This is a genomic window from Streptomyces cinerochromogenes, assembly GCF_014648635.1.
GTDB classification, from domain to species: domain Bacteria; phylum Actinomycetota; class Actinomycetes; order Streptomycetales; family Streptomycetaceae; genus Streptomyces; species Streptomyces cinerochromogenes.
In genome coordinates this window covers 195,764-221,777 of record NZ_BMRM01000009.1, presented here as the reverse complement: position 1 = coordinate 221,777, position 26,014 = coordinate 195,764, and the positions used below count along the sequence as shown (strand labels likewise).

Genomic DNA, 26,014 nt, shown 5'->3' with positions numbered 1-26,014 from the left:
CCGGGCTTGCGTTGGAGTGCGCTCCAACTCCTACGGTTCCTGTCATGAGCAACGAACGAAGCACCACCCGCGACGAGCGTTTCACCCACGGCCTGGAGGTCCTGCGGAAGGTCGACGGGGAGGCCGGGCAGCGGGTCGTGGACTCGCTCGCCGACGTCAGCCCCGAGCTGGGGCACCAGGTCGTCGCCTGGGCCTTCGGGGAGATCTACGACCGGCCCGGGCTCGCCCCGCGCGACCGCCAGCTGGTCACCCTGGGCATGCTCACCGCGCTCGGCGGCTGCGAGGCCCAGCTGGACGTGCACGTGAACGCGGCCCTGAACGTGGGGCTCACCCCGGAGGAGATCACGGAGGCGCTGCTGCACTCCGCGGTCTACTGCGGGATGCCGAAGGCGCTGAACGCCACCTTCGCCGCGAAGAAGGTGTTCGCCGAGCGCGGGCTGCTGCCGGTGGGGCAGCGGCCCGCTCCCTCGGCTACCTCTGCCTGATCCGCAGGAAGGTGACGGAGTTCGCCGGGAAGGTGTAGGTGAACTTCCTCGCCACGCCGGTGAACGTGGACGTCCGCGGGGCGACCGCCGTGGACGTCTCGGTGTTCACCGCGTCGGGTGCGGCGGCGAGCGTGGTGACCGTGGCCCTGGACGCCACCTCGGCCCCGCCGAGGTCGATCGCCGTACGGGCGGCGGCGGACCGGGCGTTGACGACCTTGACGATCAGCTCGCCGGTCCTCGCGTCCCGGGTGACGACCTGGCGGAACGGCTCGGCCGGCTTGTCGTCGGTGAAGCTGCCCCACTCCGTGCCGTCGACGTACAGGGTCACGTGCCGGCCGCGCACCTTGACGTCGAGGTCGTAGGAGCGGCCTGTCTCGACCGAGCCGGCCTTGGCGACCAGGGTGGACTTGCCGCCGTCCACGGCCTGCTCGACCGCCGACCGGGTGTTGTCCCAGCCGCCGAGGTTCCACCAGTAGTAGGTGCCGGTGTCCCTGACGCCGAAGGCGACGAGGAAGCCCTCCTTGCCGGACCTCTTGGTGGCCTTCACATGCAGGTCGTAGTCGTGCCAGGACGGGTCGCCGGCCTGGACCATAGTGTTCTCGGCGGCGTCGTCCGTCTGGACGTACCGGCCGTCCTGGACGCTCCAGCTGCCGGTGCCGGTGTGGGTCCACTGCGAGGCGTCACCGGAGAAGTCGTCGCCGAGCAGCGTGGCGCCGTCGGCGGCGGTGACCTTCACGTCGTCGTAGGCGGCGCTGGTGTTCCAGGTGGACAGGCCGACCGCGCCCGTGATGGGCCCGCTCAGACCGGGGGTGCCGGTGGCGGTGCTCGGTACGACCCGGTCGCCCACGTTGGTCATGAACAGCTTCTGGACCTCGTAGTTCGCCGAGCCCCAGGAGGCGTGGTTGTCGAACCACACCATGTCCGGGCTCCACTGGACGTAGTCCTCGTTCGCGAAGAGCGGGGCGTAGGAGGCGAGCTTGACGACGTCCGCGTTGCGCTCCAGGCCGGTCATGTACGCCGCCTCGGCGAGGCCGTTCTTGAAGGCGTTGCCCTGGGAGGCGTACTCGCCGAGGAAGACCTTCGGGCCGGAGCGGTCGTAGGAGTCGTAGCGGTCGTTGTTCTGCAGGAACCACTGCGGGCTGTTGTAGTAGTGCTCGTCGACCATGTCGACCTTGGCGTCCCGGTTGAGCTTCCAGGCCGTGTCGAAGGTGGAACCGGCGTCGTCGGGACCGGAGTTGGAGATGACCCGGATGTCCGGGTACTTCGCCTGGACGGCCGCGCGGAACTGCCGGAAGCGGGCGAAGAACTCGTTCGGCAGGTTCTCCTCGTTGCCGACCTCGATGTGGGTGAGGTGGAAGGGCTTGGGGTGGCCCATTCCGGCGCGCACCCTGCCCCACGTCGAGGAGGCGGGCCCGTTGGCGAACTCGATGAGGTCGAGGGTGTCCTGGATGTGCCGCTTCAGCAGGGCGTCGTCGGCGACGGCCTTGTTCTGGCCGCAGCCGGTGACCAGGGCCGGCACGACGGGCAGCGGCATGGCGCCGATGTCCTCGGCGAACCGGAAGTACTCGAAGTAGCCGAGGCCGTACGACTGGTTGTAGCCCCAGAAGTTGGAGTTGGTGGCGCGCTGCTCGACCGGGCCTACGGTGTCCTTCCACTGGTAGGAGCGCTTGCGCTGCCAGCCGGAGGCCTCGCTGTAGTCCTCCATGGAGCCGGTGTTGACCAGGCAGCCGCCGGGGAAGCGGACGAAGCCGGGGTGCAGGGCGGCGACCTTCTCGGCGAGGTCCTTGCGCAGGCCGTTGGGCTCGTGCCGGTAGGTGTCGCGGGGGAAGAGGGACACCATGTCGAGGGCCGTCGCGGCGTCGGCGGCGACGGTGAGGCGGCCGGTGGTGCTGGTGCGGGTGGCGGTGAGGGAGGCCTTGTACCGGGCCCAGCCGTTCTTCTTCACGGCGATCCGCCGGGCCGTCGCGACCGTGCCGCCGGCGTCCTGGAGGGTCACGGTGAGCGTGCCGCCGGCCTCGGCCCGGGCCCACACCGAGAAGTCGTACGTCTTGCCGTCCTGCACGGCGATGCCGGTGTTGTAGCCCGCGTTGGTGACGGACGAACCGGCGCCCAGGGAGAGGTAGGCGCGGTTGCGGTCGTTCAGCCGGCCGGAGTCGTTCACGACCCGGCCGGTGCCGGAGACCGTCCACGCGGTCAGCGGGGTGTACGCCGTGTTGTCGTCGGCGGAGTACTCGAAGGACCGGTTCTGGACGAGTTCGGCGTACAGGCCGCCGTCGGCGGCGCGGTTGATGTCCTCGAAGAAGACGCCGTACATCGTCTTGTCGATCTTCGGCCCGGTGGCGGAGGGGTCGACGGTGATCGTGTAGTCGGTGACGTCCTCGGCGTGGGCGGGAGCGGGGAGGGCGGCCGTGGCGAGCAGGACGGCGCTCGTGGTCAGGCCGAGTCTCCAGCGGGCGGTGCGTGACATGGATACTCCGCGGCTCGTATTGTTCGAAATATCAGACATTGGTCAGCACTTCGAACGCACGATAGGGAAGTGGTATGAACACGTCAATGGGGCGGACCGAGCGCGGCGCGTAAGCTCCGGGGTATGGACGGGAGGCTGTGCGGGCCCCGGAGGGTGCGGTGACGGGCGAGTGGTGGCCGGTGCCGGACGTGCTGGCCCATCTGGCCGGCCGCTGGCGGGTCGAGCGGGACGTGCGGGATCTGGCGAGCGGGGCCGAGGGGCACTTCGGCGGGGTCACCGTCTTCAGCGCGCTGGACGGCGGCGGGCTGCTGCACGAGGAGTCCGGGATCTTCACCTGGCAGGGAGCGGCGCGGCCGGCCACCCGGACGCTGAGGTTCCTTCCGCACCCCGTACCCGGCCGGGCCGACGTGCGGTTCGCGGACGGGCGGCCCTTCCACGAGCTGGACCTGACCACCGGGCGGTACATCGCCGACCACCCCTGTGCGGCCGACCTCTACCGGGGGGAGTTCACCGTCCGGGACGCCGACCACTGGCGCACGGTGTGGCGGGTGGGAGGCCCGGCGAAGGACCTCCTGCTCACCACCGACTACGTGCGCGAGCGCTGAGCGGGGATGCCGTCCAGGCGCAGGTTCCAGCGGCCGCCGCGGCCCGTGACCGTGGTCGTGGACAGCGGGCGGACGTCGATGTTCCAGTACGTCGAGGGCGGCGCCTTCAGTGCGTAGACCAGGGCCGCCCGGATCACCGACGGCTCGGCCACGGCGACGATCCGGCCGCCGTCGTCCACGGGCCGGGTGTCCAGCCAGCCGCCGACCCGCGAGATGAACGCCAGCAGCGACTCGCCGCCGTGCGGGGTGGAGCGCGGATCGGCGAGCCAGGCGTCCACCGCCTCCGGTTCCCGGGCCATCGCCTCCCCCAGCGTCAGCCCGCGCCAGCGGCCCATGTCGCAGTCGCGCAGCGCGAGCTGGACCAGCGGGGCGTACCCCAGGGCGTCGCCGGTGGCCCGGCTGCGCGGGGTCGGCGAGCAGTAGCGCAGCTCGGCCGCGGCCAGCGGCAGCAGGTCCCCGGCGACGCGCTGCACCTCGTCCCAGCCGCCCTGGTCCAGCGGCCGGTCGTCCTCGAAGCGCTCCGCGAACTGCGGAGCGCCGCGTGCGGCGGCGACGAACGTCACCCTCAGTGGCATGCGGTGATGGTGTGCCCTGCGGGGGTGCGGGTCAAGGGCCCGTGACCTGGGAGTTACCAGAGGTATGCGGATGCTTACCCGAAGGTGTGCAGCATCCACTGGTCCGGACGGTCCAGGGGCCGGAACCCGATCTTCTCGTAGACCCCCTGCGCGTCGTGCGTGGCGAGCAGGACGCGACGCAGCCCGAAGGGCACCAGGTGGTCGCGGACGCGGGCGACGAACGCCGTGCCGATGCCCTTGCCGCGCACCGACGGGTCGACGTACACGTCCGCGAGCCAGGCGAACAGCGCCTGGTCGGTGACCACGCGCGCGTACGCCACCTGCTCGCCCGAGACCGTGTCGTACACCCCGAAGTTCAGCGAGCACGCCATCGCCTGCTCGTGCTTCTCCCGCGGGCGGCCGATCGCCCAGTACGCGTCGGACGACAGCCATCCGTGCACGCGGTCGACGTCGACGCGGGCGGAATCGGCGGAGAACTCGTACCCCTCGGGGAGGTCAGGTGTGTCGCTCATGCGGTGATCCTCACAGGCCGGGCCGGTCGCTGACGAACCAATTCCCCACCACCTCCTCGTACGCCGCCCGCAGCCGCCGCACGCCCTCCGCGATCTCCCCGGTCCCGGCGACCGCCGCGAAGCTCAGCCGGACGTGCGCGGCGGGGGCTTCGGCGCTGAAGTAGGGGCGGCCCGGGGCGAGGGCGACGCCCGCGCGGAGGGCCGCCGCGGTCAGGGCCGACTCGTCCGTGCCCTCGGGCAGGCGCAGCCACAGGTGGTAGCCGCCGGACGGGATGTGCGGCAGGGCCGGCTCGGGCAGGTGCCGGGCGAGCGCGCCGGTCATGGCGTCCCGGCGGCTCTTCAGCTCGGCCGAGAGGGCCCGCAGGTGGCGGGGCCAGGCCGGGGAGCCGACGAGTTCCAGGGCGGCCTCCTGCAACGGCCGGGGGACGAAGAAGCTGTCCACGACCTGGATGGCGCGCAGCCGTTCCAGCACCGGTCCGCGGGCGGCCAGGGCGCACACCCGGAAGCTGGGCGAGGTGGCCTTGGTCAGCGAGCCGACGTGGACGACGACACCGTCCGGGTCGTCGGCGGCCAGCGGCCGGGGCAGCGGGCCCGAGTCGGCGTGCACGAGCCGGCGGACGAAGTCGTCCTCGACGACGAACGCGCCGGCCTCGCGGGCGATGCGCAGCACCTCCGCGCGCCGGGCGGGGGCCAGCACGGCACCGGTCGGGTTCTGGAACAGCGGCTGGCAGACGAACACCCGGGCGCCGGTGGCGCGGAAGGCGTCCGCGAGCAGGTCCGGGCGGACCCCGTCGGGGTCGACGGGCACGGGCACGGGCCGCAGTCCGGCCGCGCGGGCGAGGGCCAGCATCCCCGGGTAGGTGGGCGACTCCACGAGTACCGGGGCGCCGGGCGGGGCGAGCGCGCGCAGGGCGGTGGCCAGCGCGGCCTGGCCGCCCGCCGCGATCAGCACCTCCGCGGCGGTGACACCGCCTCCGATGCCGCGCGCGAACCACTCCCGCAGTTCCGGCAGCCCCTCCAGCGGAGGCCTCCCCCAGGCACCGGGCCGCCGCCCGGCACGGGCGAGGGCCGCGGCCATGGCCCGCTCCGGCTGGAGGGAGGGGTGCAGATAGCCGCCGTTGAACTCCAGCACCCCGGGCGGCGGGACGGCCAGCGACACCGTGACGCCCCGGGCGTCCACCGTGCGCGGTACGAGGTCGGCGGTGCCGTCGGCGCTCAGTGCGACCTCCTGCCAGGAGGTGTCCCCGGCCGGCGACTCCTTCGGCTGCGGCCGGGCCCGGAAGGCGCCGGCACCCGGGCGGGTGACCACCAGACCCTCGGCGGCGAGCTGGGCGAGCGCCCGGGAGACGGTCACCGGACTCACCCGGAAGCGCTCGACCAGTGCCCGGCTCGACGGCAGCTTTCCACCCGGCGAGTAGCGCTCCAGCTCGCTTCGCAGCTGTTCAGCCAGTTCACCCACACTGCTACGCTGTTGCATGAGAACACAGAGTAGCGCTACTACCGCCACGCCGATAGCAGTCACCGCTCCCCCGGAGGCCCGCGGACTCGGCACCGCCCAGGCCGCGCTCGGCGTGGTCGCCTTCTCGCTGACCTTCCCCTCGACCGCCTGGGGCCTGGAGAGCTTCGGCCCCTGGTCCCTGGTGGCACTGCGCGAGGTTCTCGCCGCGCTCGTCGCCGGCGGCTGTCTGCTCGCCGCGGGGGTGCGGCCCCCGGCACGCCGGCACCTGGCCGGGCTGGCCGTGGTCGCCCTCGGCGTGGTGGTGGGCTTCCCGATGCTGACCACGCTCGCCCTGCAGACGTCCACCACCGCCCACGCGGCCGTCGTGGTGGGCCTGCTGCCGCTGACCACCGCCGTGTTCTCCGCCCTGCGCACCGGAGCCCGGCCCTCCCGCCGGTTCTGGCTGGCGGCCGTGGCCGGCGCGGCGGCCGTGCTCGGCTTCACCGTCGCCCAGAGCGGCGGCGCGCTCACGGCGGCCGACGGCTTTCTGTTCGGGGCGCTGCTGGTGTGCGCCGCCGGGTACACCGAGGGCGGCCGGCTGGCCCGGGTCATGCCGGGCTGGCAGGTCATCGGCTGGGCGCTGGTGCTCTGCCTGCCGCTGGCCGTGCCGGCCGGGGCGCTGGCACTCGCCCACGAACCGGTGCACCTGGGCTTCCACGGGGTGGCGGGCCTGGTGTGGGTGGCGCTCGGTTCGACGTTCTTCGGACTGCTCGTCTGGTACCGGGGCATGGCGGCCATCGGCATCCCCCGGGCCAGCCAGTTGCAGTTGGCTCAGCCCCTGCTCACACTGGTGTGGTCGGCGCTGCTGCTGGGCGAGCACTTCACTGCGGCCGCTCCCCTGACCGCCGTGGCCGTGCTCGTGTGCATCGCCGTCACCCAGCGGTCGTGATCGTGAGGAGGGCCGGCAGATGCGCGCATCCAAGGGCGACCAGCTTGTCCAGCACGGCAGGGTGGTGGGCCAGCACGACCAGGTCTCCGAAGTCGTCGAAGTGATGGGCGAGAACGGCAACCCGCCCTACCGCGTCCGCTTCCACGACGGGCACGAGGCGATCATGTCTCCCGGCCCCGACTGCCAGGTCAAGCACCGGGAGCAGCAACAGCAGTAGTCATCGCGGCGGTGTCGCCGGCTCCCGGTAGTGGTCGGCGACCACCCGCGCCATCGCGCCGGCCGGGTCCGCCGCCAGGTCCTTGGCGGCGAAGAACACGTGCCCGCGCACCCGCGGGTACCGGGCGGCCAGGGTCAGGTGCCGGGACAGCTCGGCGGGGTCCTGCCAGGCCGCCGGCTGCCCCGCGGCGCCCGCCCGGTACAGGGCCTCCCCGATGTACAGGTGCGTCCTGGTGCCCTCGGCGGCCTCCGCCCACCAGGCCACCAGCCGGGCGTAGTCGGCGGCCGCGTAGCCGATGTGCCAGTAGAGCTGCGGCACGATGTAGTCGATCCAGTGGTTGCGCACCCACTTCCGGGTGTCCGCGTACAGGTCGTCGTACGTCTCGACGCCCGCCCGGGTGTCGGAGCCCCGCGGGTCGGTGGAGGCGTTGCGCCACACGCCGAAGGGGCTGATCCCGAACCGGGTGCCGGGCCGGACCCGTGCGATCCCGGCCGCCATCTCGCGCACCAGCTGGTCGGTGTTGTCCCGGCGCCAGGCGGCCCGGCTGGAGAAGGCGCCGCCGTGACGGTCGTAGGCCTCGTCGTCGTCGAAGGTCTGCCCGGCGACCGGATAGGGGTAGAAGTAGTCGTCGAAGTGGACGGCGTCCACCGGGTACCGGGCGACCGCGTCGAGCATCGCCTGCTGCACGAAGGCGCGGACCGCGGGCAGGCCCGGGTTGTAGTAGAGCCGGCCGCCGTAGGGCACCACCCAGTCGGGGTGTCTGCGCGCGGGGTGCGAGGCGGCCAGCCGGGTGGGGTCGGTGTGGTGCGCGATCCGGTACGGGTTGCACCAGGCGTGCAGCTCCAGACCGCGGGCGTGGGCCTCCTTCACGGCCGTTCCCAGCGGGTCCCAGCCGGGGTCGCGGCCCTGGGTACCGGTGAGGTACTCCGACCAGGGCTCGTACGGTGACGGCCACAGCGCGTCGGCCGTGGGCCGCACCTGGAGGATCACCGTGTTGAGCCGGTCGCGCACCGCCCGGTCGAGATGGGCGACCAGCTCCTTGCGCTGCGTGCTCGCCGGGAGCCCGGGCCGCGAGGGCCAGTCGCGGTTGACGACGGTGGCGATCCAGACGCCCCGCATCCCGGCGCTCGCGCGGGGCAGACGGCCGGGGGCCGGCGCGGTGGGCTGTGCGGGAACGGGCGCCGGACCCATGACGGACGTGGCCGGCCCCGGATCCACGACGGACGCCCCCGTGCCCGGGCCCGCGGTTCCCGGCCCCCGGCCCGGGCCGGCCGCACCGGACTCCGGGTCCGTGGCGCTCGCGGCCGGCCCCGCGGTCGGTGCCGAGGCCAGCGTGGACAGGGCGGCCAGGGTGAAGGTCCGCCGAGACATGCGCCCCATCGGCACACCCCCATACGCTCCGGATCCGCTCCGTCACGGATCGTTCCGCGCTTCAGGATGCCCCACCCGGCCGATCGATCATCGATACTTGACGGTAACGTGCACGATCGGAGCAGGCGCCGAACCCGGAGGTCTGCCAGCGAGCCGGAGAACACTGCGAAGGGGACGATGTGACCGACATCGAGCGCGTCGGAGTCGTGGGCTGCGGCCAGATGGGCGCGGGCATCGCCGAGGTGTGCGCCCGCGCCGGACTGGACGTGAAGGTCGCCGAGACCACCGGCGAAGCCCTGGAGATCGGCCGTACCCGGCTGCTCAACTCCCTGGCCAAGGCCGCCGAGCGCGGCAAGATCACCGAGGAGGAGAGGGACGCCACCCAGGCGCGGCTGAGCTTCACCACCGACCTCGGCGAGTTCGCCGACCGGGACCTGGTGATCGAGGCCGTGGTCGAGAACGAGCAGGTGAAGACCGAGATCTTCCAGGTGCTCGACCAGGTGGTGACCCGCCCGGACGCGATCCTGGCCTCCAACACCTCCTCCATCCCGCTGGTGAAGCTGGCGGTCGCCACCTCCCGCCCGGACCACGTCGTCGGCATCCACTTCTTCAACCCGGCCCCGGTGCAGAGCCTGGTCGAGCTGATCCCGGCGCTCACCACCTCCGAGGGCACCCTCAGCCGCGCCCAGGTCTTCGCCGAGAAGGTGCTCGGCAAGCACGCCATCCGCGCCCAGGACCGCTCCGGGTTCGTGGTGAACGCGCTGCTCGTGCCCTACCTGCTGTCCGCGATCCGGATGTTCGAGTCGGGCATCGCGAGCCGCGAGGACATCGACAACGGCATGGAGATGGGCTGCGCCCACCCGATGGGCCCGCTGAAGCTGTCCGACCTGATCGGTCTGGACACCATCGTCTCCATCGCCAACTCGATGTACGCCGAGTACAAGGAGCCGCTGTACGCCGCTCCCCCGTTGCTCCAGCGCATGGTCGAGGCCGGCCGGCTGGGCCGGAAGACCGGCTCGGGCTTCTACACCTACGGCTGATTACGAAGAGCGACGCCTGCGGGCCCGGCACTCCTGCGAGTGCCGGGCCCGTCCGTTTCACACACCGTGTGCGCGCCGGGCACGCATATGCCCGCCACACACGCTCCCCACGCGCCCACCAGGCGAGTTGACTCATCATGCGCATGCAAGGGATGCGGAACCACCCATTTCGACTACCGAAAGGAGCGGACCCGTGACCGCCGAACCGGAGCATCCCGTGGTCCATGGAGAACTCGCAGAGTTACGCCGCCGCCTCGACGTGGCCTACGCCCGTGTCGAGGGAGGGCTGGCGCTGCTGCGCCACCGTACCGAGGAGACCGCCAAGGAGCTGGACGAGCTGGACACCCGCCTGAACTCGCTGGAACACGCACGCTGGCCGCTGCCCTCGCTCGCCGCGCTCACCTCCCTGGGCGCGCTCCTGGTGACGATCTGGCAGGCGCTGGCCCACTAGCCGTCGGCGAGCCTGAGGTGGTGCAGGAGGAGTAACGCGGCCGCCATGTTGGCGGCCGGGACCTCCCCGCGGGCGATCAGGTCGGGGACGAGTTTGAGGGGGACCCATTCCCGCCGGTCCGACTCGAAGTCGTCCACGGGGTGCCCGACGTACTCGCCCCGGTCCGACCAGTAGATGTGGTGCCGGGCGTCGGTGAGGCCGTTGGACGGCTCCACGCTCATGAGGTGGTGCAGGGGTCCCGGCCGCCAGCCGGTCTCCTCCTCCAGTTCCCGGGCCGCCGCGCTCGCTATGTCCTCGCCGTCCTCCACGACGCCCGCGGCCAGCTCCCACCCCCAGCTGTCGGTGATGAAGCGGTGGCGCCACAGCAGCAGCACCTCGTTCGCCTCGTTCACCACCGTGGCCACCGCCACGGGACGCAGCCGGATCAGGAAGTGGTCCAGGTGCCGGCCGTCCGGCAGCTCGACATCTGCGAGATTGACGCTGAACCAGCGGTTTTCATACACCGTTTGTTCGTTCTGTTTCGTCCACTGCACGGTTCTGCCACCTTCCGCCGAGTAAGTGGCAATATCGCAGCAGGGACGGTGCGCCCACAGTGGGCCTACAGCGGTACGCGCAGTGCTCCGTCGATGAGTTCGGCGGCCTCGGCGGTGCCGGCCGAGCCGCAGCGCACCAGGTGCTCGCGTACCGCGCGGAGTCTGTCGCGCAGCCGCTGGGACTCCATGCCCCGGGCCTGCTCCGCCATCTGCACGGCCGTGACCACCGCCTTCTCGGCGTTGCCCTGGCGCAGTTCGACGGTGCTGAGCATGGCCAGCCGGTGCACCCGCCCCCGGTCGTGGGCGGGGTTGCCGACGGCCGCCGCCGCGTGCTCCCCGGCGGCGGCGAGCTCCCCAAGGCTCAGCAGCGCCTCGGCCACCTGGACGTTGACCAGTCCGGGCTGGACGTACCCGGTCTCGTCGGGCTCGTAGCCCCGCCGGATCCGCTCGGCCGCCGTCTCCGCCCGCCGGATGCAGGACAGCGCGCTGCCGCCGTCCCCGAGGTGGGCGTACGCCTTGGCCTGCATCGCGTACAGGTCGGAGGCGAGCGCGGGGGTGATGTGCCGGCCGGCGGCGCGCAGCGCGGCCTCCGCGAAGGCGACGGCCTGCCGGTACTCCCGCATGAACAGCGCCTGGTTGACCAGCAGTGCGATCACATAGGCGCCGAGTCCCCGGTCCCCGCTGGCCTTCGCGAGACGCAGCGCCTGGTGGAAGTAGCGCTGGGCGAGTCCGTGGGCGTCGGAGTCGTACGCGCAGATGCCCGCGATCGCCACCAACCCGCCGGTGGCCCGGTGCAGTTGGCGGCCGGTGGCGTCGGTGTAGCTGCCGCGCAGCAGCGGCGCGGCCTCGGCGTTGAGGAACCCCACGATCCGCGTCCGGGTCGCGATCCCGCCGGCCTTGCGGTACATCTGCTCGTAGTGCGTCCGGGCGGCCCTCAGCATCTCGATGTCGGCCGCGGTGACCGGGTTCCGGCCGCCCCGGGAGACGTCCACGTCCTCGGGCGGGTTCTCCCACTCCCACACCGGCATCACGGCCGGGGTCCCGGTGACGGCCGGCGCATCCAGCACATGGGGCCGCTGCTGTTCGTCCGACCGCCACAGGGCGGTGGCCCGCTCCACGAAGCCGCCCAGCGAACCGGTGTGCGGGGTGCCGGGCTCGCCGGGCACGCCGAGGCCGATGTCGTCCAGCGTGACGGGCCGCTGGAGCCGGGCCGCGAGCACCTCGCAGATCAGGTCGGGGACCTGGCCGCGGGGCCGCTGGCCCTTCAGCCACCGCGCCACGGCGGTGTGTTCGTACCGCAGGGCGAGACCGCGGGCGCGGCCCGCCTGGTTGACGTGGGCGGCGAGACCGGCGTGCGAGATCCCCGCCTCGTCCAGGATGGCGTCGAGCAGAGTGTTGGGCTGCATGGAGTGCCCCCCGAGTGGCCTGGTGCGGTCAGCGTAGTGGCACCGCCTTCACACGGGGTGTGAACGGAGTGCCCGTATCCGGGGCGTGCGCGCGCTGTCGCGGAGCGTGTCGGTCCGGTTGACTGGGGTGTCTCGCAAGAGACCGGCCGGGCCGCCGGCTCCCCCTCGAACGACGGCGGCCCGGCCGGGCGTCGCGGACCCGGGCCGATCCGGCGAAGACCCTGGCGGTGGGTGGTGGCGGGTCGGTCCTCAGCGGTGCGTGCCGGCCGGTCGCGCGCCGCCCGGGCAGGACAGCTCGCCCCTGGCCCGGCCGTTCCGCAGCACCAGGACGGCCACGTCGTCGGTCGGTCTGCCGGCCGTGTGGTGCAGGAGGGCCCTGAAGAGAGTGCGCAGCACCGTCTGCGGTGACACCGGCTGCTCGCCCACGGCGTCGCGCAGCGCCGCGGGCAGCGGGAAGAACCGGCCGTGCGGGTCCCGTGCGTCCTCCGCCCCGTCCGTGAAGAGGACCAGCGACTCCCCCGGATGCAGCCGGCCGCAGGACAGGACCTCCAGCTCCGCCGGAAGCGGGAACGGTCCGAGGGGCGGAAGGGGATCCCCGGCCAGCGGTTCGACCCTCGCCCCGCTCACCAGGTACGGCCAGGGATGACCGCAGTTGAGGGCGCGCAGCCCGCCGTCCCGGCCGATCTCCAGGAGCAGGACGGTGACGAACTCCTCGGCGACCGGGTTGCCGAGGTCGGCGGCGCCGTTCGCGGGATGCTCCGCGCGGGCGCGTTCGCGGAGGTGGCGGGCGAGGGCGCGGTCCAGTCTGCGGAGCACCCTGCCCAGTTCCGGCTCGTCGTGGGCGGCCTCGCGGAAGCTGCCGAGGAGGGCGGCGACGGTGCCGAGGGCGGCCAGACCGTGCCCTCGTACGTCTCCCATCACCACCCGCACCCCGTGCTCGGTGGCGATGACCTCGTACAGATCACCGCCGACGCTCGCGCCCCGGTCGGCCGACAGCTGGGCGGCGGCGACGTCGATCCCGTCGAGTCTCGGCGGCAGCGGACGCAGGACGACGTTCTGCGCGGCCCGCGCCGCCCGCCGGGCGAGCCGCAGCTCCCGCAGCAGGGTGCGGCGGACGTGACAGACGAGGCCGGTGCCCACGGCGAAGAAGACGGCGCTGGTGGCGATGCGCGCCCCGAGCCCGTCCTGCTGGGCGAGCGGGCAGCCGAACTTGTAGCCGACCGCGACGGCTCCCCAGACGGTGGGCAGGACGATTGCCCGCCCGGTGGGCGCCCGTGCCTTGATGCGGATCATGCCTCTGGTCCCCCATGTGGGCCCTGACAGAGCAGACGGACCGACCCCGAAAGGCCGGTCCGATTCTGTCCACGGCATGACCCCGCTGGGTGAGATCACCCTTACTTCCCACTCGAACGAGTGAGACAACCCGAGCCGGCCCGCATTTATGCAGCTGACGGCAGGGGCGCGGCGGGAAGACGGCAGGGGCCGGGAACCGCGCGGCCGGCCACGGAGAACCCGCAGCCGGCCGCGCGCGGCACCCCGGACGGGGTCTAGCCCCTCAGGACCGCCCCGGTCCGCTCACCCGCGAGGGCGACCGCGGCGTCCCGCGCGGCCGACGCCTCGTCCACGGTCAGCGTCCGGTCCCCCGCGCGGAAGCGCAGCGCGTACGCCAGCGACTTCTTCCCGTCCCCCAGCTGCTCGGCGTTCTCGTACACGTCGAAGAGCCGGATGGACTCCAGAAGCTCCCCCGCGCCCTCACGCAGCGCGGCCTCCACGTCGGCGTGCGGCACGAACTGGTCGACCACGAGGGCGACGTCCTGGGTGGCGACCGGGAACGCGGAGATCCGCGGCGCCCGCGGGACGCCGTCACCCGCCGCCTCCAGGGCGTCCAGGTCCAGCTCCGCCGCGCAGGTGCGCTCCGGCAGGCCCAGGGCCTTGACGACGCGCGGGTGCAGTTCGCCCGCGTGACCCACGACCCGCTCCGTGCCGTCGGCGACGACGACCAGCTCGGCACAGCGGCCGGGGTGCCAGGGACCGTACTGCCCCTTGCGCACGACCAGCTCGGTACCGGCCTCGCGGGCCACGGCACGCGCCGCCTCGACGGCGTCGGCCCAGTCCGCCGGGCGGCCCTTGCCCCACCAACCGGACTGCTCGCGAGCACCGGCGAGGACGACGGCGACGTGCCGCGGCTGCTCGGGCAGCGCGGCGTTCAGCGCGGCGATCTCCTCGTCGCTGGGACGCCGGTCGACGGGCAGGTGCCCGGCGACGCGCTGCTCCTCGCGCGGGTGGAACACCAGCCCGGTCTCGAACAGCGCCAGATCGTGCGAGCCCCGGCCGGCGTTGCGCCTCAGCGCGCCGAGCAGACCCGGCAGCAGCGTCGTGCGGAGCGCGGGCTCCTCGTCGCTGAGCGGGTTGACCAGCTTGACGGCACGGCGGGCCGGGTCGTCGGCGTCCAGGCCGAGCTGGTCGAAGACCTGCTCGCTGACGAAGGGGTAGTTCGGCGCCTCGACGTAGCCCGCGCCGGCCAGCGCGCGGCCGACCCTGCGGTGCAACCGCTGGCGGTGCGTGAGACCGCGGCCCGCGGGCGGCCTGGGCAGCGTGGAGGGCAGGTTCTCGTAGCCCTCGAGCCGGATGACCTCCTCGGCGAGGTCGTTCGGGTCGGCCAGGTCGGGCCGCCAGGACGGCACGGTGACGATCAGCTCGTCCTGCCCGTACACGTCGCAGCCGACCTGCTGGAGGCGGCGCACGACCGTCTCCCGGCCGTAGTCGACGCCCGCCACCTTGTCCGGGTGGTCGGCGGGGATGGTGATGGTGTGCGGGGCAGAGGGCGCGATGACCTCGGTGACACCGGCCTCCGCCGTGCCACCGGCGAGCAGGACCAGCAGGTCCACGGTGCGCTGGGCGGCGGCCGCGGCGGCCTGCGGGTCCACGCCGCGCTCGAAGCGGCGGGACGCCTCGGTCAGCAGCTTGTGCCGGCGGCCGGTACGGGCGACGGAGACGGGGTCGAAGTGGGCCGCCTCGATCACCACGTCGGTGGTGCCGTTCACGCCGTCCTCGGTTTCCTCGTGGTCGGCGATCTCCGTGTTGGCGCCGCCCATCACACCGGCGAGGCCGATCGGGCCGCGCTCGTCGGTGATGACCAGGTCCTCGGCGTGCAGCGTGCGCTCGACGCCGTCGAGGGTGACGAGCTTCTCGCCCTCCTCGGCCCGGCGCACGCCGATGGTGCCCTGGACCAGCGTGCGGTCGTAGGCGTGCAGGGGCTGGCCCAGCTCCATCATCACGTAGTTCGTGATGTCGACGGCGAGCGAGATCGGGCGCATGCCGACCTTCTGCAGCCGGCGCTGGAGCCAGATCGGGGAGCGCGCCTCGGGGCTCAGTCCGGTGACCGTGCGGGCGGTGAAGCGGTCGCAGCCGAACGGATCGGAGACCTTCACCGGGTAGCCGAAGGCGTTCGGGGCCGGTACGTCGATCAGGGCCGGGTCGCGCAGCGGCAGGCCGTAGGCGATGGCGGTCTCGCGGGCGACGCCGCGGATGGACAGGCAGTCGCCGCGGTTGGCGGTGACGGCGATGTCCAGGACCTCGTCGACCAGCTCCAGCAGCTCGATGGCGTCCTTGCCGACCTCGGTCTCCGGCGGCAGCACGATGATGCCGTGCGCGCCGTCGTCGCCCATGCCCAGCTCGTCGCTGGAGCAGATCATGCCGTGCGAGACCTTGCCGTAGGTCTTGCGGGCGGCGATGGAGAAGCCGCCCGGGAGCGTGGCGCCGGGGAGGACCACGACGACCTTGTCGCCGACCGCGAAGTTGCGGGCGCCGCAGACGATCTCCTGGGGCTCACCGGTGCCGTTGGCCTGGCCGACGTCGACCGTGCAGAAGCGGATCGGCTTCTTGAAGCCCTCCAGCTCCTCGATGGTCAGCACCTGGCCGACGACCAGCGGGCCCTTGAGGTCGGCGCCGAGCTGTTCGACGGTCTCGACCTCCAGGCCGGCCGAAATGAGCTTGGCCTGGACGTCGCGGCCGGTCTCCGTCGCCGGCAGGTCGACGTACTCCCGCAGCCAAGAAAGCGGGACCCGCATCAGATCTCCATCCCGAACGGCCGGGTGAACCGGACGTCACCCTCGACCATGTCTCGCATGTCTTCGACGTTGTGGCGGAACATCAGCATCCGCTCGATGCCGAACCCGAAGGCGAAGCCGCTGTACTTCTCCGGATCGATACCGCAGGCCGTGAGGACCCGCGGGTTGACCATGCCGCAGCCGCCCAGCTCGATCCAGCCCTCGCTGGAGCAGGTGCGGCAGGGCCGGTCCGGGTTGCCGACGGACTCGCCCTTGCACACGTAGCAGAGCATGTCCATCTCGGCGCTCGGCTCGGTGAAGGGGAAGAAGTTGGGCCGCAGCCGGGTCTTCATGCCCTCGCCGAACAGGGACTGGACCATGTGGTCCAGGGTGCCCTTGAGGTCGGCCATGGTCAGGCCCTCGTCCACGGCGAGCAGCTCGACCTGGCGGAAGACCGGGGTGTGGGTGGCGTCCAGCTCGTCGGTGCGGTAGACGACGCCGGGGCAGATCACGTAGACCGGCAGCTCGCGGTCGAGCATCGAGCGGATCTGCACGGGCGAGGTGTGCGTGCGCAGCACCGTGCCGGACTCGGTGCCGCCCTCGGGGCCCTGCACGAAGAACGTGTCGGCCTCGCCGCGGGCCGGGTGGTCCGGGCCGATGTTGAGCGCGTCGAAGTTGAACCACTCCGCCTCGACCTGCGGGCCCTCGGCGACCTCGTAGCCCATGGCCACGAAGATGTCCTCGATGCGCTCGGAGAGCGTGGTGAGCGGGTGCCGGGCGCCGGCCGGGACGCGGTCGTAGGGCAGCGATACGTCCACCGCCTCCTCGACCAGCACCCGGGCGTCACGCTCGGCCTCCAGCTCGGCCTGGCGGGCGGCGAGGGCCTTGTTCACGGCGCCGCGGGCCGTGCCGACGCGCTTGCCGGCCTCGGCCTTGGCGTGCGGGGGCAGGGCGCCGATCTCGCGGTTGGCGAGGGCCAGCGGTGAGGCCGGTCCGGTGTGGGCGACCTTGGCCTCGTGGAGCGCGTCGAGGGAGTCCGCGGCGGCGAAGGCGGCGAGCGCCTCGTCCCGCATGCGCTCGATCTCTTCCGGTTTCAACGCCTCGACCTCGACAGGGTCGTACGACTTATTGGGTGCCGACATCTCTTCCCGTGCTTCCGATTGGCTGGCGGATGGTCCCCGCGACCGTTGGTGGGCCGTGTGAAGACACAAAGGTGCCAAAGGCCGAGTCTAACGGGGTGGAGGTGTACGAATGCGCCCGTGGGCCACTAGGCGAGATACGCCGGGGCCGCCACGGGCAACGTAAATCGGAACTCGGCGCCGCCGCTCGCGGCGCGGCCGACCGTGATCGTGCCGCCGTGGGCCTCCACGATGCCCTTGACGATGTACAGCCCGAGACCCGTGCCGCCGCGCTTGCTGCCCCGCCAGAAGCGGGTGAAGACGCGGTTCATGGACTCCTCCGGGATGCCGGGCCCCTCGTCGCTCACCGTGACCGACGTGCCTGTGTCCTCGCCCTCGCGCGGGGACGGTGTGGGCGTGACGTCAATGGTGACGGTTCCCTCTCCGTGCCGCACGGCATTTTCGATGAGGTTGCTGAGCACCTGGTCGATCTTGTCGGGGTCGGCCCACAGCGCGGGCAGCGGCTGTTCGATGCGGAGCAGGAAGCGGTCGGCGCGCTGGCCGGCGGCGACGTAGGCCTGGATGTGCCGGGAGACGGCGGCCCCGATGTCGACGGGCTGGCGGCGCACCTCCAGTCGGCCGGAGTCGATGCGGGAGATGTCCAGCAGCTCGGCGATGAGGCGGGTGACGCGGTCGGCGTCGGCGTCGACGGTCTCCAGCATGAGCCGCTTCTGGTCGTCGGTGAAGCGTTCCCACTTGGCGAGCAGGGTCGCGGTGAAGCCCTTCACGGAGGTGAGCGGGGAACGCAGCTCGTGGGCGACGGTGGCGATCAGCTCGGCGTGGCTGCGCTCGGTACGGCGGCGGGCCTCGGTGTCGCGGAGGGAGACGACCACGGACCGGACCGGCCCCAGCGGCTCGTCCCGCACGTAGCGGGCGGTGACGAGCACCTCGCGGCCGCCCGGCAGCAGCAGGTTGCGCTCGGGCTGCCGCACCCGGATCGGCAGCCCGCCGTAGGGATCGGTGAGCTGCCACCAGCGGCGGCCCTCCAGGTCCTCTAAGGGCAGCACCTTCTCCAGGGACCGTCCGAGGGCGTCGGCGGGCCGTACCGCGGTGATCCGCGCGGCGGCGGCGTTGAAGCAGGTCACGCGGCCCTTGTCGTCGGCGATGACGAGGCCGTCGGGCAGCTGGTCGGGATCGACACCCGGGCAGCCGTCCGCGGGCCCGGACGCGGGTGCGCGCCGGGCGTCCCGCCCTTCCGGCGCGGTGCTCGTGCCGGCCACACTCATCCCCGTACCCCACCTCTCAGACGGCGCAGGGCCCCGCGCTGGTCACCCTACTAGCTCTCGGTGACGGAGCGGCACCCTCCGGAGGCGCGCTGTGCACGGGCCGACGCGTAGAGACATACGGCGGCGGCGGTGGCCAGGTTCAGGCTCTCGGCCTTCCCGTGGATGGGGACGCGGACGACGGCGTCGGCGAGGGCGCGGGTCTCCTCCGGCAGTCCCCAGGCCTCGTTCCCGAACACCCAGGCGGTCGGCCCGCCCATCGTCCCCTTGTCCAGTTCCTCGTCCAGGTCGCGGTCGCCGGCCCCGTCGGCGGCGAGGATGCGCACCCCGGCCTCCTTCAGCCCGGCCACGGCCCGCTCGACGGGGACGCCGACGGCGACCGGCAGGTGGAAGTGGGAGCCGACGGAGGCCCGTACGGCCTTGGGGTTGTACAGGTCCACGGAGGCGTCGGTGAGGACCACCGCCTCGGCGCCGGCGGCGTCGGCGCAGCGCAGCACCGTCCCGGCGTTCCCGGGGTCCCGTACGTGCGCGAGGACGGCGACCAGCCGGGGCCGGCTCCTGAGGATCTCCTCGAAGGGGGTGTCCAGGAACCGGCAGACCCCGACCAGCCCCTGCGGGGTGACGGTCGTGGAGATCTCGGCGATGACCTCCTCGGAGGCCAGGTGCACCCGGGCACCGGCGTCCCGCGCGGCCCCGATGATGTCGGCGTACCGCTCCGCGGCCTCGACCGTGGCGAACAGCTCGATCAGCGTCGCCCGGCCCCCGGCCCGGTGCCCGGCGGCCTCCCGCACGGCCTGCGGCCCCTCGGCGAGGAACAGCCGGTCCTTGCCCCGGAAGTTCCGCTTGGCGAGCCGTCGCGCGGCGGAGACACGGGCGGACCGGGGGGAGATGAGCTCAGGGGAGACGGGGGGCATCCTCGTACCTTCGGAAACTTGTGGCGCCCCGCAGGGGCGCGGGGCCCTGTCGACATGCGGCTCCGCCGCGTGGGCGCGAGCGACCACGACGGCACCGGCGGCCGGACGACGCGCAGTGGACCCCAACAACAGGACCCGCAAGCCGGAACAGCCTGCGGGTCCTACAGTGAACGTCGGCTCAGAGCCAGCGCAGCGTCACGCGGCCTTGGGAGCGTTGACGTCCGACGGCAGCGCCTTCTGCGCGACCTCGACGAGCGCCGCGAAGGCGTTCGCGTCGTTCACGGCCAGCTCGGCCAGGATCTTGCGGTCGACCTCGACGTTCGCGGCCTTCAGACCCTGGATGAAGCGGTTGTAGGTGATGCCGTTGGCGCGGGCAGCGGCGTTGATGCGCTGGATCCACAGCTGACGGAAGTCGCCCTTGCGCTTCTTGCGGTCGTTGTAGTTGTAGACCAGCGAGTGGGTGACCTGCTCCTTGGCCTTGCGGTACAGGCGCGAACGCTGACCGCGGTAGCCGGAGGCCTGCTCGAGGATCGCCCGGCGCTTCTTGTGGGCGTTGACTGCCCGCTTGACGCGTGCCACTTGTTAACTCCTTGTAGCGGGGTCGTGGTGGTCTTCACACGACCCGGAAACGATTCGGTCCCGGTCCAGACGTACGGCGCTCAGGCGGCGCCGCGCGTCACTTGCCGAGAAGCTTCTTGATCTTCGCGGCGTCGCCCGGGGCCATCTCGGCGTTGCCGGTGAGGCGACGCGTGACGCGGGACGACTTGTGCTCGAGCAGGTGGCGCTTGCCGGCGCGCTCACGGAGCACCTTGCCGGAGCCGGTGACCTTGAAGCGCTTGCTGGCACCGCTGTGCGACTTGTTCTTCGGCATAGCGCCGTTATCTCCTCGTCGGTGGCGCTCCGGTGCCCGGTCGTGGAAAACCGGGCACGGTGGAGCGTCGCTCTTCTTTCGGTTACATCCTCGGGGCACGTACGTCCCCCGGGATCACGCCTCGGCGGAAGCCTCGGCAGGGGTCTCGTCGCGGCCTTCGGCGTTCACAGCGTCCGGGTCCGCGGCGTTCTGCGACTTTCCGGGGTTCGCCTTCGCTTCGGCCTTGCGGGCCTCCTGCGCCTGGCGGGCCTCGGCCATCGCCTCGGTCTTCTTCTTGTGCGGACCGAGGACCATGATCATGTTCCGGCCGTCCTGCTTCGGGTTCGACTCGACGAAACCGAGGTCCTGGACGTCCTCCGCGAGACGCTGCAGCAGTCGGTAGCCCAGCTCGGGGCGGGACTGCTCGCGACCACGGAACATGATCGTGATCTTGACCTTGTCGCCCTGCTTGAGGAACCGGACGACGTGACCCTTCTTGGTGTCATAGTCGTGCGGGTCGATCTTCGGCCGGAGCTTCATCTCCTTGATGACCGTGTGCGCCTGGTTCTTGCGCGCCTCACGGGCCTTCATGGCCGACTCGTACTTGAACTTCCCGTAGTCCATGAGCTTGCACACGGGCGGACGGGCGTTCGCCGCGACCTCGACCAGGTCCAGGTCGTACTCCTGCGCAAGCTCCAGTGCCTTCGCGAGCGGGACAATGCCCACCTGCTCGCCACTGGGACCGACAAGTCGCACCTCGGGAACGCGAATCCGGTCGTTGATGCGGGGCTCGGCGCTGATGGATCCTCCTCGGTAGCACCACACGGCGGTCTGGCGGACAGCCGCGTAACGTCTCTTTTCGTGAGACCTAACCGCGCCGAAGCACAAAAAATGCCCCGGACGATCACAGGCGGGGCTCCAAGCACTACCGGAACACCGCCGCGATGCCGCGGGGCGCGCTTTCGGGCGACTCCATCGTCCGTACGGAACGATGGCGGCCGCCTGACCGGAGACCCGCCGTCCCGGAGGACGGTCAGGTGGGAGATCGGAGCCTCCACTTGTGGGCCGGGCACAAAGGTCCGGCCGGTCGTCTCCCAGACTAGCAGGCTCGCTTGACAAGGGCTAATTGAGGGGCGCCGGGCCCGACCACCTATGGTGTGGGACATGAGTGACACCCCTGCCGAGTCCGCCGAGGCTCCCGACTTCGACGCGATGACCCGGGACATCGCCGAGGTCCCCGCCGTCGAGGTGATCGTGACGGTCGCCGTCAACCTGATGAGCGCCGCCGCCGTGAAGCTCGGGCTGAGCGAGGAGGGCGAGAAGTACAAGGACCTGGACGAGGCCCGCAAGCTGATCACCGCCCTCGCCGGTCTGCTGGACGCGGGCGCGACCGAGATCAGCTCCTTCCACGCGGCCCCGCTGCGCGACGGCCTGAAGTCGCTGCAGCTGGCGTTCCGCGAGGCGTCGATCGTCCCGGACGAGCCGGGCCAGGGGCCGGGCGAGAAGTACACCGGCCCCGTCTACAGCTGACCTATCAGCTGACCTACTCCTTCACGTACAAGGGCTCGCCCGGAGGGGTGGTCCCGGCCGGCAGCAGTGCCAGGTCGAGGCCGCGCACCAGGCGGGCCCGCAGTGTCTCGTCGGCGGCCAGCCGCTCGGCGACCGCTCGGGCGGCCTCGGCGGGCGGCGCGGCGGGGTCGAGGACGAGGGCGAGGGTGCCGTCGGCCCGCCCGGGCCCGAGGTGGGCGCGCAGCACGGCGGGCTCGGCCGCCACCGCCGTACGGACGGCCTCCACCACGGCGGGGTCGGCGAGCGGGTCGGTGCTGGTGCGGCCCTCGGCGAGGGCCAGCAGCGCCGGGCCGGTCAGCTCGAACGGCACCGGTCCGGCGAGGTCGAGCACGACCGTGTCGGCCTTCTCGTGCGCGGCGGCCTGGAGCGCCTGGTGCAGGGGTACGGCGACCGGGCGGGCCGCCGGGTCCCAGCGGGCGAGGGAGTCGGTGGAGGTGAAGGCGGGCAGCGCGGTGCGGTCGCCGGCCTTCAGGGTGGGTACGGCCATGTCGCTGGTCTTCTCGCGGCGCAGCCCGTTCTCGTCCTCCTCGACCTCGCCGAGCACGGCGACGACGGGGACCAGCAGGCGGGCGCCCTTGAGCGCCTCCAGGACGGGCCCGAGCGCGCCGCGGTCCTCGGCCCAGGCGGCGAGCGCGGCGCTCAGCCGGGGGTCGGCGGAGCCGTCGTCGTCGGAGAAGCCGGGGTCGGGAATGTTCTTGTTCGCCACGGTCACCGACCCTATCGGCACGTCTCCGGGCCGCCGCACGCACGTCCCCGGCCCGCGGGACGGGTGTCCCACCGGAAGCCCGGGATTCCCCGACCTGGCTCCCAGGTCCGTCCAAGGGGGCGTACAGGAGCCGCCGCGAGCATCGCGGGCATGGAGTCCCCCCGAGCCCGCCGTGGCCGTCGTGCGCGCCCGTCCCGGCGCCGTCCGCTGCTGTACACCGTGCTCGCCGCGGTCGCCGTGGTGGGGGTCGCCGCCGGGGGCACGGCCTGGGTGAAGGCGCGGGCGCGCCCGGGGGCGGCGGCCGTATCGTCGGCACCGTCGCCCTCGGCCCGCTCCTCGGCCGGGGCGGGTGAGGAGGCATCGGTGACGGAGCCGGCCGGGGACCGGGACGCGGCGCTGGACGCGGCGATGGCAAAGCTGGCGGTGCCGTCGGGCGCGCGGGTGTCGGCGGCGGTCCTGGCGGTGGACTCGGGCGAGAGCGCCGTCCACGGCGACGCGGCCTTCGACACGGCGAGCATCGTCAAGGTCGACATCCTGGCCGCGCTGCTGCTCCAGGCGCAGGACGAGGGCCGACGGCTGACGGCGGCGGAGCGCGCGTACGCCACGGAGATGATCGAGGACAGCGACAACGCGTCCGCGACGGCGCTGTGGCACACGATCGGGCGGGCGGCCGGGCTGGACGCGGCGAACAAGCGCTTCGGGATGACGGAGACGTCCGGCGGGGACGGTGGGCTGTGGGGGCTCACCCAGACCACCGCGGCGGACCAACTGGTGCTGCTCCAGCAGGTGTTCGGGGCCGGGTCGGAGCTGAGCGCGGCCTCGCGGACGTATGTGCGGGGGCTGATGAAGGCCGTCCGGGCGGATCAGCAGTGGGGGGTGTCGGCCGCCGCCGGGGGCAACTCCTGGGCGCTGAAGAACGGGTGGCTGGCGCGCAGTACGACGGGGCTGTGGGACGTGAACAGCATCGGCCGGGTGACGGTGGACGGGACCGACTACCTGGTGGCGGTGCTGTCCGACGGCACGCTGAGCCGGGCGGAGGGCATCACGTTGGTGGAGGCGGCGGCGAAGGCGGCGGTAGGGGTGTTCGGCGACGGATGATCCCTGGGTGATCCGTCCGTTCGGCCGCGGCGGCTCAGGCCGGCCGTCTGCGGCCCCGCCACAGGATCACGCCGGCCACCAGCAGGACCCCGCCCGCGCTGCCCGCGAGCGGCGCCGCCCAGCCGGAGGCGCCGCTCGCGGCCCTGGCGTGGTCCGGGCCGGCGCCGAAGTACTCGTCGCCGTACGACGCCGGGCGCAGGCCCCTGGGTTCGAGGCGGGCGGCTGCCTTCAGCGCGGCCGCCGGGTCGATCATGCCGAAGCCCCGGGAGTCGTCCCGGCCGCCCACCGGGGCGTCCCGCGCGGTGTCCTCCAGGAGCTTCTTGATCTGGGCCGGGGCCAGGCCGGGGTGGGCGGACCTGATCAGGGCGGCGGCGCCGGAGACGAACGCGGAGGCCGCGCTCGTGCCCCAGCCCGCGTAGTACTTGTGGTCGGGGTCGGCGATGACGACGTCGACTCCGGGTGCGCTGACGGCGGCGTACCAGCGGCGGGTGGAGAAGGCGGCGCGGGTGCCGTACTTGTCGACGGCGGTGGCGGCGATGACGCCCGGGTAGGCGGCCGGGTAGGAGACGTGGTCGCCCTTGTCGCCGCCGTTGCCCGCGGAGGCGACGACGACCACGCCCTTCTTCAGGGCGTACTGCACCGCCTCGTCCTCGCTGGGCTCGGGGTGCGCGGAGTCGGAGTCGTCGCCGAGGGAGAGGTTGATGACGTCGGCGCCGTGGTCGGCGGCCCAGCGGATACCGTCGGCGAGGGCGTTGCCGCGGGTGGTGCGGGCCTTGGCGCGGGCGGGGTCGCCGTCCTCCAGGATCACCCGGACGGGCAGGATGCGGGCCTGCGGGGCGACGCCCATGACGCCCTCGGAGCCGCCGGCTCCGTGACCGTGCCCGGCGATGATGCCGGCCATGGCGGTGCCGTGCCGGCCCCAGGTGCGGTCGCCGGGTTCGGCACCGAAGCCGATCATGTCCTTGGCGGGCAGGACGTTGCCGGCGAGGTCCGGGTGGTCGGTCTGCACGCCGGTGTCCAGGACGGCGACGGTGACGCCGCGGCCCTTCGTGGTCCGCCAGGCCTCGTCCAGGTGGAGGGCGGACAGGCCCCACTGCTGGGCGCGGATGCCGTCGGCGTGGGCGGTGGCGGAGGGCAGCAGGGCGGCGGAGCCGGCGAGCAGCAGGCTCACCGCCGCCTTGGCGGCATGCTTCATGAAGGCTTCTCCGTGGCCGTGCCGACGGTTTTCCGCAGGCGCCGTTGGACGCGGTCGGCCAGGCCCTGGGCCTCGTTGCCGAGGCCGGCCTGGGCCGGATCGGTGGTGGCGCCGGAGCGGACGGCGTCCGCGGCGGGCTGGGGGGCGTCGACGGTACGGCCGTCGGCCCAGCCGGAGACGGCGTAGGCGACGACGGGGGCGTCGGTGAGGACGGAGATGGTCCAGGAGGCCCGCTGCCGGTCGCCGAACGCCGCGGCGGCCGTGCCGGCGGCGGCGTACGGCCGGGGCATCAGGTCGGCACGGCTGTCCAGGTGTTCGGCGCGGAAGCGGGCGGCGAGCGCGGACATGGAGGCCGGGTCGGCCTCGGTGAACAGCAGGCCGACGGTGGTGACGTAGCTCTGGGTGGCGTCGGTGTAGGTGGCGCGCAGCAGCCGCCGGCAGCCGACCGGGGCGAGCGCCTTGTACAGCAGGGGGTCGAAGGCGTGGGCGCAGCCGCTGTCGGGGGCCACGGCGATCCGGGTCCAGGTGCGGTCGGCGCCGCCGGGGCCGGCGCCGGTGCCCTGGACGGTGGGCGGGAACAGCTCGTCCACGGGCACGCTGTGCCAGAGCGTCCGGGCGGTGCCGAACGAGTTCCCGGTGCCGTCGGCCCCGCCGTCCCCGGTGAGCCAGCTCCCGGTCGCGGCACCGCCGATGAGGCCGAGCCCGAGCACGAGGCAGGCGGCGGCAGCGACGGTGCGCGGGCCCACCCGGAGCCGCCTGCGCCCGCCGGACACATCGGGCTCCGCGAAGGACACCACGGGCCGCCCGCCCGACGCGGCACTCCAGGAGTGCGCCGGGTCCGGCCCGGGGCTCACGGGATGCGCGGGCGCCATCGGACTCCAGGCGGCACCTCGGTCCCCTGCCGCTCCCGTGGCCCCCGCCGCGGAAGCGGGGCGAGGGGGCGCCGAGGGGGCGGGGTGCGCGGGCGCGGAGTGCGCGGGCGCCGAGTGCGCGGGATGCGTGGGGGCCGGGTGCGTGGGGGCGGGGTGCCTGGGAGCGGGGTGCCGGGGGCCGGGGGCCGCGGCACGCGCGGAGGCGGACGCGGACCCGGACGCCGGGGACACCGAACGGATCGGGCGCAACCGGGCCGTGGTCTCCGACGGGGACTCGGCCGGCGCGCTCGGCCGGCCGGCCCGCAGCCGAG

At 73.0% G+C, this 26,014-nt stretch carries 26 protein-coding genes; 8 read left to right on the top strand and 18 right to left on the bottom strand.

What is annotated here, in order from left to right; all coding sequences use genetic code 11:
• The first annotated feature begins 44 nt into the window (after positions 1-44).
• Positions 45-485: a carboxymuconolactone decarboxylase family protein gene (locus tag IEZ20_RS19375; RefSeq protein WP_189300311.1), complete on the top strand. Its 441-nt coding sequence runs from the start codon at positions 45-47 to the stop codon at positions 483-485.
• Here IEZ20_RS19375 and IEZ20_RS19370 read toward each other — a convergent pair.
• Positions 472-2,952 (bottom strand): alpha-L-arabinofuranosidase family protein, encoded by a 2,481-nt coding sequence (locus IEZ20_RS19370; protein WP_189300309.1) that lies wholly within the window; start codon positions 2,950-2,952, stop codon positions 472-474. The genes IEZ20_RS19375 and IEZ20_RS19370 overlap by 14 nt on opposite strands.
• Before the next feature lie 158 nt (positions 2,953-3,110).
• Between IEZ20_RS19370 and IEZ20_RS19365 the strand changes: the two genes are divergently transcribed.
• Entirely contained in the window at positions 3,111-3,557 is a 447-nt protein-coding gene (locus tag IEZ20_RS19365) for a DUF6314 family protein (RefSeq protein ID WP_189300307.1), read from the top strand.
• Here IEZ20_RS19365 and IEZ20_RS19360 read toward each other — a convergent pair.
• The 3 genes from IEZ20_RS19360 to IEZ20_RS19350 all read right to left on the bottom strand — a co-directional run bounded on the left by IEZ20_RS19360 (position 3,539) and on the right by IEZ20_RS19350 (position 6,121).
• Positions 3,539-4,132, bottom strand: coding sequence for a histidine phosphatase family protein (locus IEZ20_RS19360; protein ID WP_189300305.1), 594 nt, complete (start codon positions 4,130-4,132; stop codon positions 3,539-3,541). The two genes, IEZ20_RS19365 and IEZ20_RS19360, sit on opposite strands and share 19 nt — an antisense overlap.
• Before the next feature lie 74 nt (positions 4,133-4,206).
• Positions 4,207-4,644, bottom strand: a complete 438-nt coding sequence (locus IEZ20_RS19355) for a GNAT family N-acetyltransferase (protein ID WP_189300303.1) — start codon at positions 4,642-4,644, stop codon at positions 4,207-4,209.
• Between the two features lie 10 nt (positions 4,645-4,654).
• Positions 4,655-6,121 carry an aminotransferase-like domain-containing protein gene (locus tag IEZ20_RS19350; RefSeq protein WP_189300301.1) on the bottom strand — a complete coding sequence of 489 codons (1,467 nt, stop codon included), beginning with the start codon at positions 6,119-6,121 and terminating at the stop codon, positions 4,655-4,657.
• On the opposite strand from IEZ20_RS19350, the gene IEZ20_RS19345 reads away from it, so the two are divergent.
• Both IEZ20_RS19345 and IEZ20_RS19340 read left to right on the top strand, forming a co-directional pair.
• Entirely contained in the window at positions 6,120-7,031 is a 912-nt protein-coding gene (locus tag IEZ20_RS19345; protein ID WP_189300299.1) for a DMT family transporter, read from the top strand. The genes IEZ20_RS19350 and IEZ20_RS19345 overlap by 2 nt on opposite strands.
• 19 nt (positions 7,032-7,050) lie before the next feature.
• Entirely contained in the window at positions 7,051-7,248 is a 198-nt protein-coding gene (locus tag IEZ20_RS19340; RefSeq protein ID WP_189300297.1) for a DUF1918 domain-containing protein, read from the top strand.
• Here the strand turns inward: IEZ20_RS19340 and IEZ20_RS19335 are convergent, their stop codons facing one another.
• Entirely contained in the window at positions 7,249-8,619 is a 1,371-nt protein-coding gene (locus IEZ20_RS19335) for a glycoside hydrolase family 10-like protein (RefSeq protein ID WP_373303947.1), read from the bottom strand.
• 179 nt (positions 8,620-8,798) lie between these two features.
• On the opposite strand from IEZ20_RS19335, the gene IEZ20_RS19330 reads away from it, so the two are divergent.
• Together IEZ20_RS19330 and IEZ20_RS19325 are read left to right on the top strand one after the other, a co-directional pair.
• Positions 8,799-9,659 (top strand): 3-hydroxybutyryl-CoA dehydrogenase, encoded by an 861-nt coding sequence (locus tag IEZ20_RS19330; protein ID WP_189300294.1) that lies wholly within the window; start codon positions 8,799-8,801, stop codon positions 9,657-9,659.
• A 193-nt stretch (positions 9,660-9,852) separates the two neighbouring features.
• Positions 9,853-10,110: a hypothetical protein gene (locus tag IEZ20_RS19325; RefSeq protein WP_189300292.1), complete on the top strand. Its 258-nt coding sequence runs from the start codon at positions 9,853-9,855 to the stop codon at positions 10,108-10,110.
• Here the strand turns inward: IEZ20_RS19325 and IEZ20_RS19320 are convergent.
• From IEZ20_RS19320 to infC, 10 genes are all read right to left on the bottom strand, one after another.
• On the bottom strand, positions 10,107-10,643 hold the full coding sequence (locus IEZ20_RS19320) for an NUDIX hydrolase (protein ID WP_189300290.1): 537 nt from the start codon (positions 10,641-10,643) through the stop codon (positions 10,107-10,109). The genes IEZ20_RS19325 and IEZ20_RS19320 overlap by 4 nt on opposite strands.
• 65 nt (positions 10,644-10,708) lie before the next feature.
• Positions 10,709-12,049: an NsdA family TPR-like regulatory protein gene (locus IEZ20_RS19315; RefSeq protein ID WP_189300288.1), complete on the bottom strand. Its 1,341-nt coding sequence runs from the start codon at positions 12,047-12,049 to the stop codon at positions 10,709-10,711.
• A gap of 249 nt (positions 12,050-12,298) precedes the next feature.
• Positions 12,299-13,342 carry a PP2C family protein-serine/threonine phosphatase gene (locus IEZ20_RS19310; RefSeq protein ID WP_189300286.1) on the bottom strand — a complete coding sequence of 348 codons (1,044 nt, stop codon included), beginning with the start codon at positions 13,340-13,342 and terminating at the stop codon, positions 12,299-12,301.
• A 254-nt stretch (positions 13,343-13,596) separates the two neighbouring features.
• A complete protein-coding gene (gene pheT / locus IEZ20_RS19305) occupies positions 13,597-16,119 on the bottom strand; it encodes a phenylalanine--tRNA ligase subunit beta (protein WP_189300284.1) in 2,523 nt (840 codons plus the stop codon).
• Complete coding sequence (gene pheS, locus IEZ20_RS19300) at positions 16,119-17,240, bottom strand: phenylalanine--tRNA ligase subunit alpha (RefSeq protein ID WP_189300282.1); 1,122 nt, start codon at positions 17,238-17,240, stop codon at positions 16,119-16,121. Before pheS ends, pheT begins: the two co-directional genes overlap by 1 nt.
• A gap of 125 nt (positions 17,241-17,365) precedes the next feature.
• Entirely contained in the window at positions 17,366-18,502 is a 1,137-nt protein-coding gene (locus tag IEZ20_RS19295; protein ID WP_189300280.1) for a sensor histidine kinase, read from the bottom strand.
• 50 nt (positions 18,503-18,552) lie between these two features.
• Positions 18,553-19,413 (bottom strand): TrmH family RNA methyltransferase, encoded by an 861-nt coding sequence (locus IEZ20_RS19290; protein ID WP_189300277.1) that lies wholly within the window; start codon positions 19,411-19,413, stop codon positions 18,553-18,555.
• A gap of 195 nt (positions 19,414-19,608) precedes the next feature.
• On the bottom strand, positions 19,609-19,992 hold the full coding sequence (rplT, locus tag IEZ20_RS19285; RefSeq protein WP_006141703.1) for a 50S ribosomal protein L20: 384 nt from the start codon (positions 19,990-19,992) through the stop codon (positions 19,609-19,611).
• Between the two features lie 97 nt (positions 19,993-20,089).
• Entirely contained in the window at positions 20,090-20,284 is a 195-nt protein-coding gene (gene rpmI / locus IEZ20_RS19280; RefSeq protein WP_004933563.1) for a 50S ribosomal protein L35, read from the bottom strand.
• A gap of 114 nt (positions 20,285-20,398) precedes the next feature.
• Complete coding sequence (gene infC, locus IEZ20_RS19275; RefSeq protein WP_189300275.1) at positions 20,399-21,088, bottom strand: translation initiation factor IF-3; 690 nt, start codon at positions 21,086-21,088, stop codon at positions 20,399-20,401.
• Positions 21,089-21,427: 339 nt separating this feature from the next.
• Between infC and IEZ20_RS19270 the strand changes: the two genes are divergently transcribed.
• Positions 21,428-21,793 carry a DUF1844 domain-containing protein gene (locus tag IEZ20_RS19270; protein WP_189300273.1) on the top strand — a complete coding sequence of 122 codons (366 nt, stop codon included), beginning with the start codon at positions 21,428-21,430 and terminating at the stop codon, positions 21,791-21,793.
• Between the two features lie 13 nt (positions 21,794-21,806).
• On the opposite strand, the gene IEZ20_RS19265 is transcribed toward IEZ20_RS19270, so the two are convergent.
• The gene (locus tag IEZ20_RS19265; protein ID WP_189300272.1) at positions 21,807-22,538 is read right to left on the bottom strand and encodes an SseB family protein; all 732 of its coding nucleotides are present in this window, start codon (positions 22,536-22,538) and stop codon (positions 21,807-21,809) included.
• A 150-nt stretch (positions 22,539-22,688) separates the two neighbouring features.
• On the opposite strand from IEZ20_RS19265, the gene IEZ20_RS19260 reads away from it, so the two are divergent.
• A complete protein-coding gene (locus tag IEZ20_RS19260; protein ID WP_189300269.1) occupies positions 22,689-23,636 on the top strand; it encodes a serine hydrolase in 948 nt (315 codons plus the stop codon).
• A gap of 34 nt (positions 23,637-23,670) precedes the next feature.
• Here IEZ20_RS19260 and mycP read toward each other — a convergent pair whose 3' ends face one another.
• The gene (mycP, locus tag IEZ20_RS19255) at positions 23,671-24,831 is read right to left on the bottom strand and encodes a type VII secretion-associated serine protease mycosin (protein ID WP_189300267.1); all 1,161 of its coding nucleotides are present in this window, start codon (positions 24,829-24,831) and stop codon (positions 23,671-23,673) included.
• Positions 24,828-25,703 carry a hypothetical protein gene (locus IEZ20_RS19250; protein ID WP_229896138.1) on the bottom strand — a complete coding sequence of 292 codons (876 nt, stop codon included), beginning with the start codon at positions 25,701-25,703 and terminating at the stop codon, positions 24,828-24,830. The genes mycP and IEZ20_RS19250 overlap by 4 nt, the downstream gene beginning before the upstream one ends.
• Between the last annotated feature and the right edge of the window lie 311 nt (positions 25,704-26,014).

Excerpts from the sequence above, each read along its gene's own strand:
- pheS (WP_189300282.1), bottom strand. The coding sequence starts at position 17,240 with ATGTCGGCACCCAATAAGTCGTACGACCCTGTCGAGGTCGAGGCGTTG.
- IEZ20_RS19295 (WP_189300280.1), bottom strand. The coding sequence starts at position 18,502 with ATGAGTGTGGCCGGCACGAGCACCGCGCCGGAAGGGCGGGACGCCCGG.
- IEZ20_RS19345 (WP_189300299.1), top strand. The coding sequence starts at position 6,120 with ATGAGAACACAGAGTAGCGCTACTACCGCCACGCCGATAGCAGTCACC.
- IEZ20_RS19260 (WP_189300269.1), top strand. The coding sequence starts at position 22,689 with ATGGAGTCCCCCCGAGCCCGCCGTGGCCGTCGTGCGCGCCCGTCCCGG.
- IEZ20_RS19375 (WP_189300311.1), top strand. The coding sequence starts at position 45 with ATGAGCAACGAACGAAGCACCACCCGCGACGAGCGTTTCACCCACGGC.
- IEZ20_RS19360 (WP_189300305.1), bottom strand. The coding sequence starts at position 4,132 with ATGCCACTGAGGGTGACGTTCGTCGCCGCCGCACGCGGCGCTCCGCAG.
- IEZ20_RS19340 (WP_189300297.1), top strand. The coding sequence starts at position 7,051 with ATGCGCGCATCCAAGGGCGACCAGCTTGTCCAGCACGGCAGGGTGGTG.
- mycP (WP_189300267.1), bottom strand. The coding sequence starts at position 24,831 with ATGAAGCATGCCGCCAAGGCGGCGGTGAGCCTGCTGCTCGCCGGCTCC.
- IEZ20_RS19270 (WP_189300273.1), top strand. The coding sequence starts at position 21,428 with ATGAGTGACACCCCTGCCGAGTCCGCCGAGGCTCCCGACTTCGACGCG.
- rpmI (WP_004933563.1), bottom strand. The coding sequence starts at position 20,284 with ATGCCGAAGAACAAGTCGCACAGCGGTGCCAGCAAGCGCTTCAAGGTC.
- IEZ20_RS19335 (WP_373303947.1), bottom strand. The coding sequence starts at position 8,619 with ATGTCTCGGCGGACCTTCACCCTGGCCGCCCTGTCCACGCTGGCCTCG.
- IEZ20_RS19315 (WP_189300288.1), bottom strand. The coding sequence starts at position 12,049 with ATGCAGCCCAACACTCTGCTCGACGCCATCCTGGACGAGGCGGGGATC.
- IEZ20_RS19310 (WP_189300286.1), bottom strand. The coding sequence starts at position 13,342 with ATGATCCGCATCAAGGCACGGGCGCCCACCGGGCGGGCAATCGTCCTG.
- pheT (WP_189300284.1), bottom strand. The coding sequence starts at position 16,119 with ATGCGGGTCCCGCTTTCTTGGCTGCGGGAGTACGTCGACCTGCCGGCG.
- IEZ20_RS19250 (WP_229896138.1), bottom strand. The coding sequence starts at position 25,703 with ATGGCGCCCGCGCATCCCGTGAGCCCCGGGCCGGACCCGGCGCACTCC.
- IEZ20_RS19350 (WP_189300301.1), bottom strand. The coding sequence starts at position 6,121 with ATGCAACAGCGTAGCAGTGTGGGTGAACTGGCTGAACAGCTGCGAAGC.
- IEZ20_RS19355 (WP_189300303.1), bottom strand. The coding sequence starts at position 4,644 with ATGAGCGACACACCTGACCTCCCCGAGGGGTACGAGTTCTCCGCCGAT.
- IEZ20_RS19370 (WP_189300309.1), bottom strand. The coding sequence starts at position 2,952 with ATGTCACGCACCGCCCGCTGGAGACTCGGCCTGACCACGAGCGCCGTC.
- IEZ20_RS19290 (WP_189300277.1), bottom strand. The coding sequence starts at position 19,413 with ATGCCCCCCGTCTCCCCTGAGCTCATCTCCCCCCGGTCCGCCCGTGTC.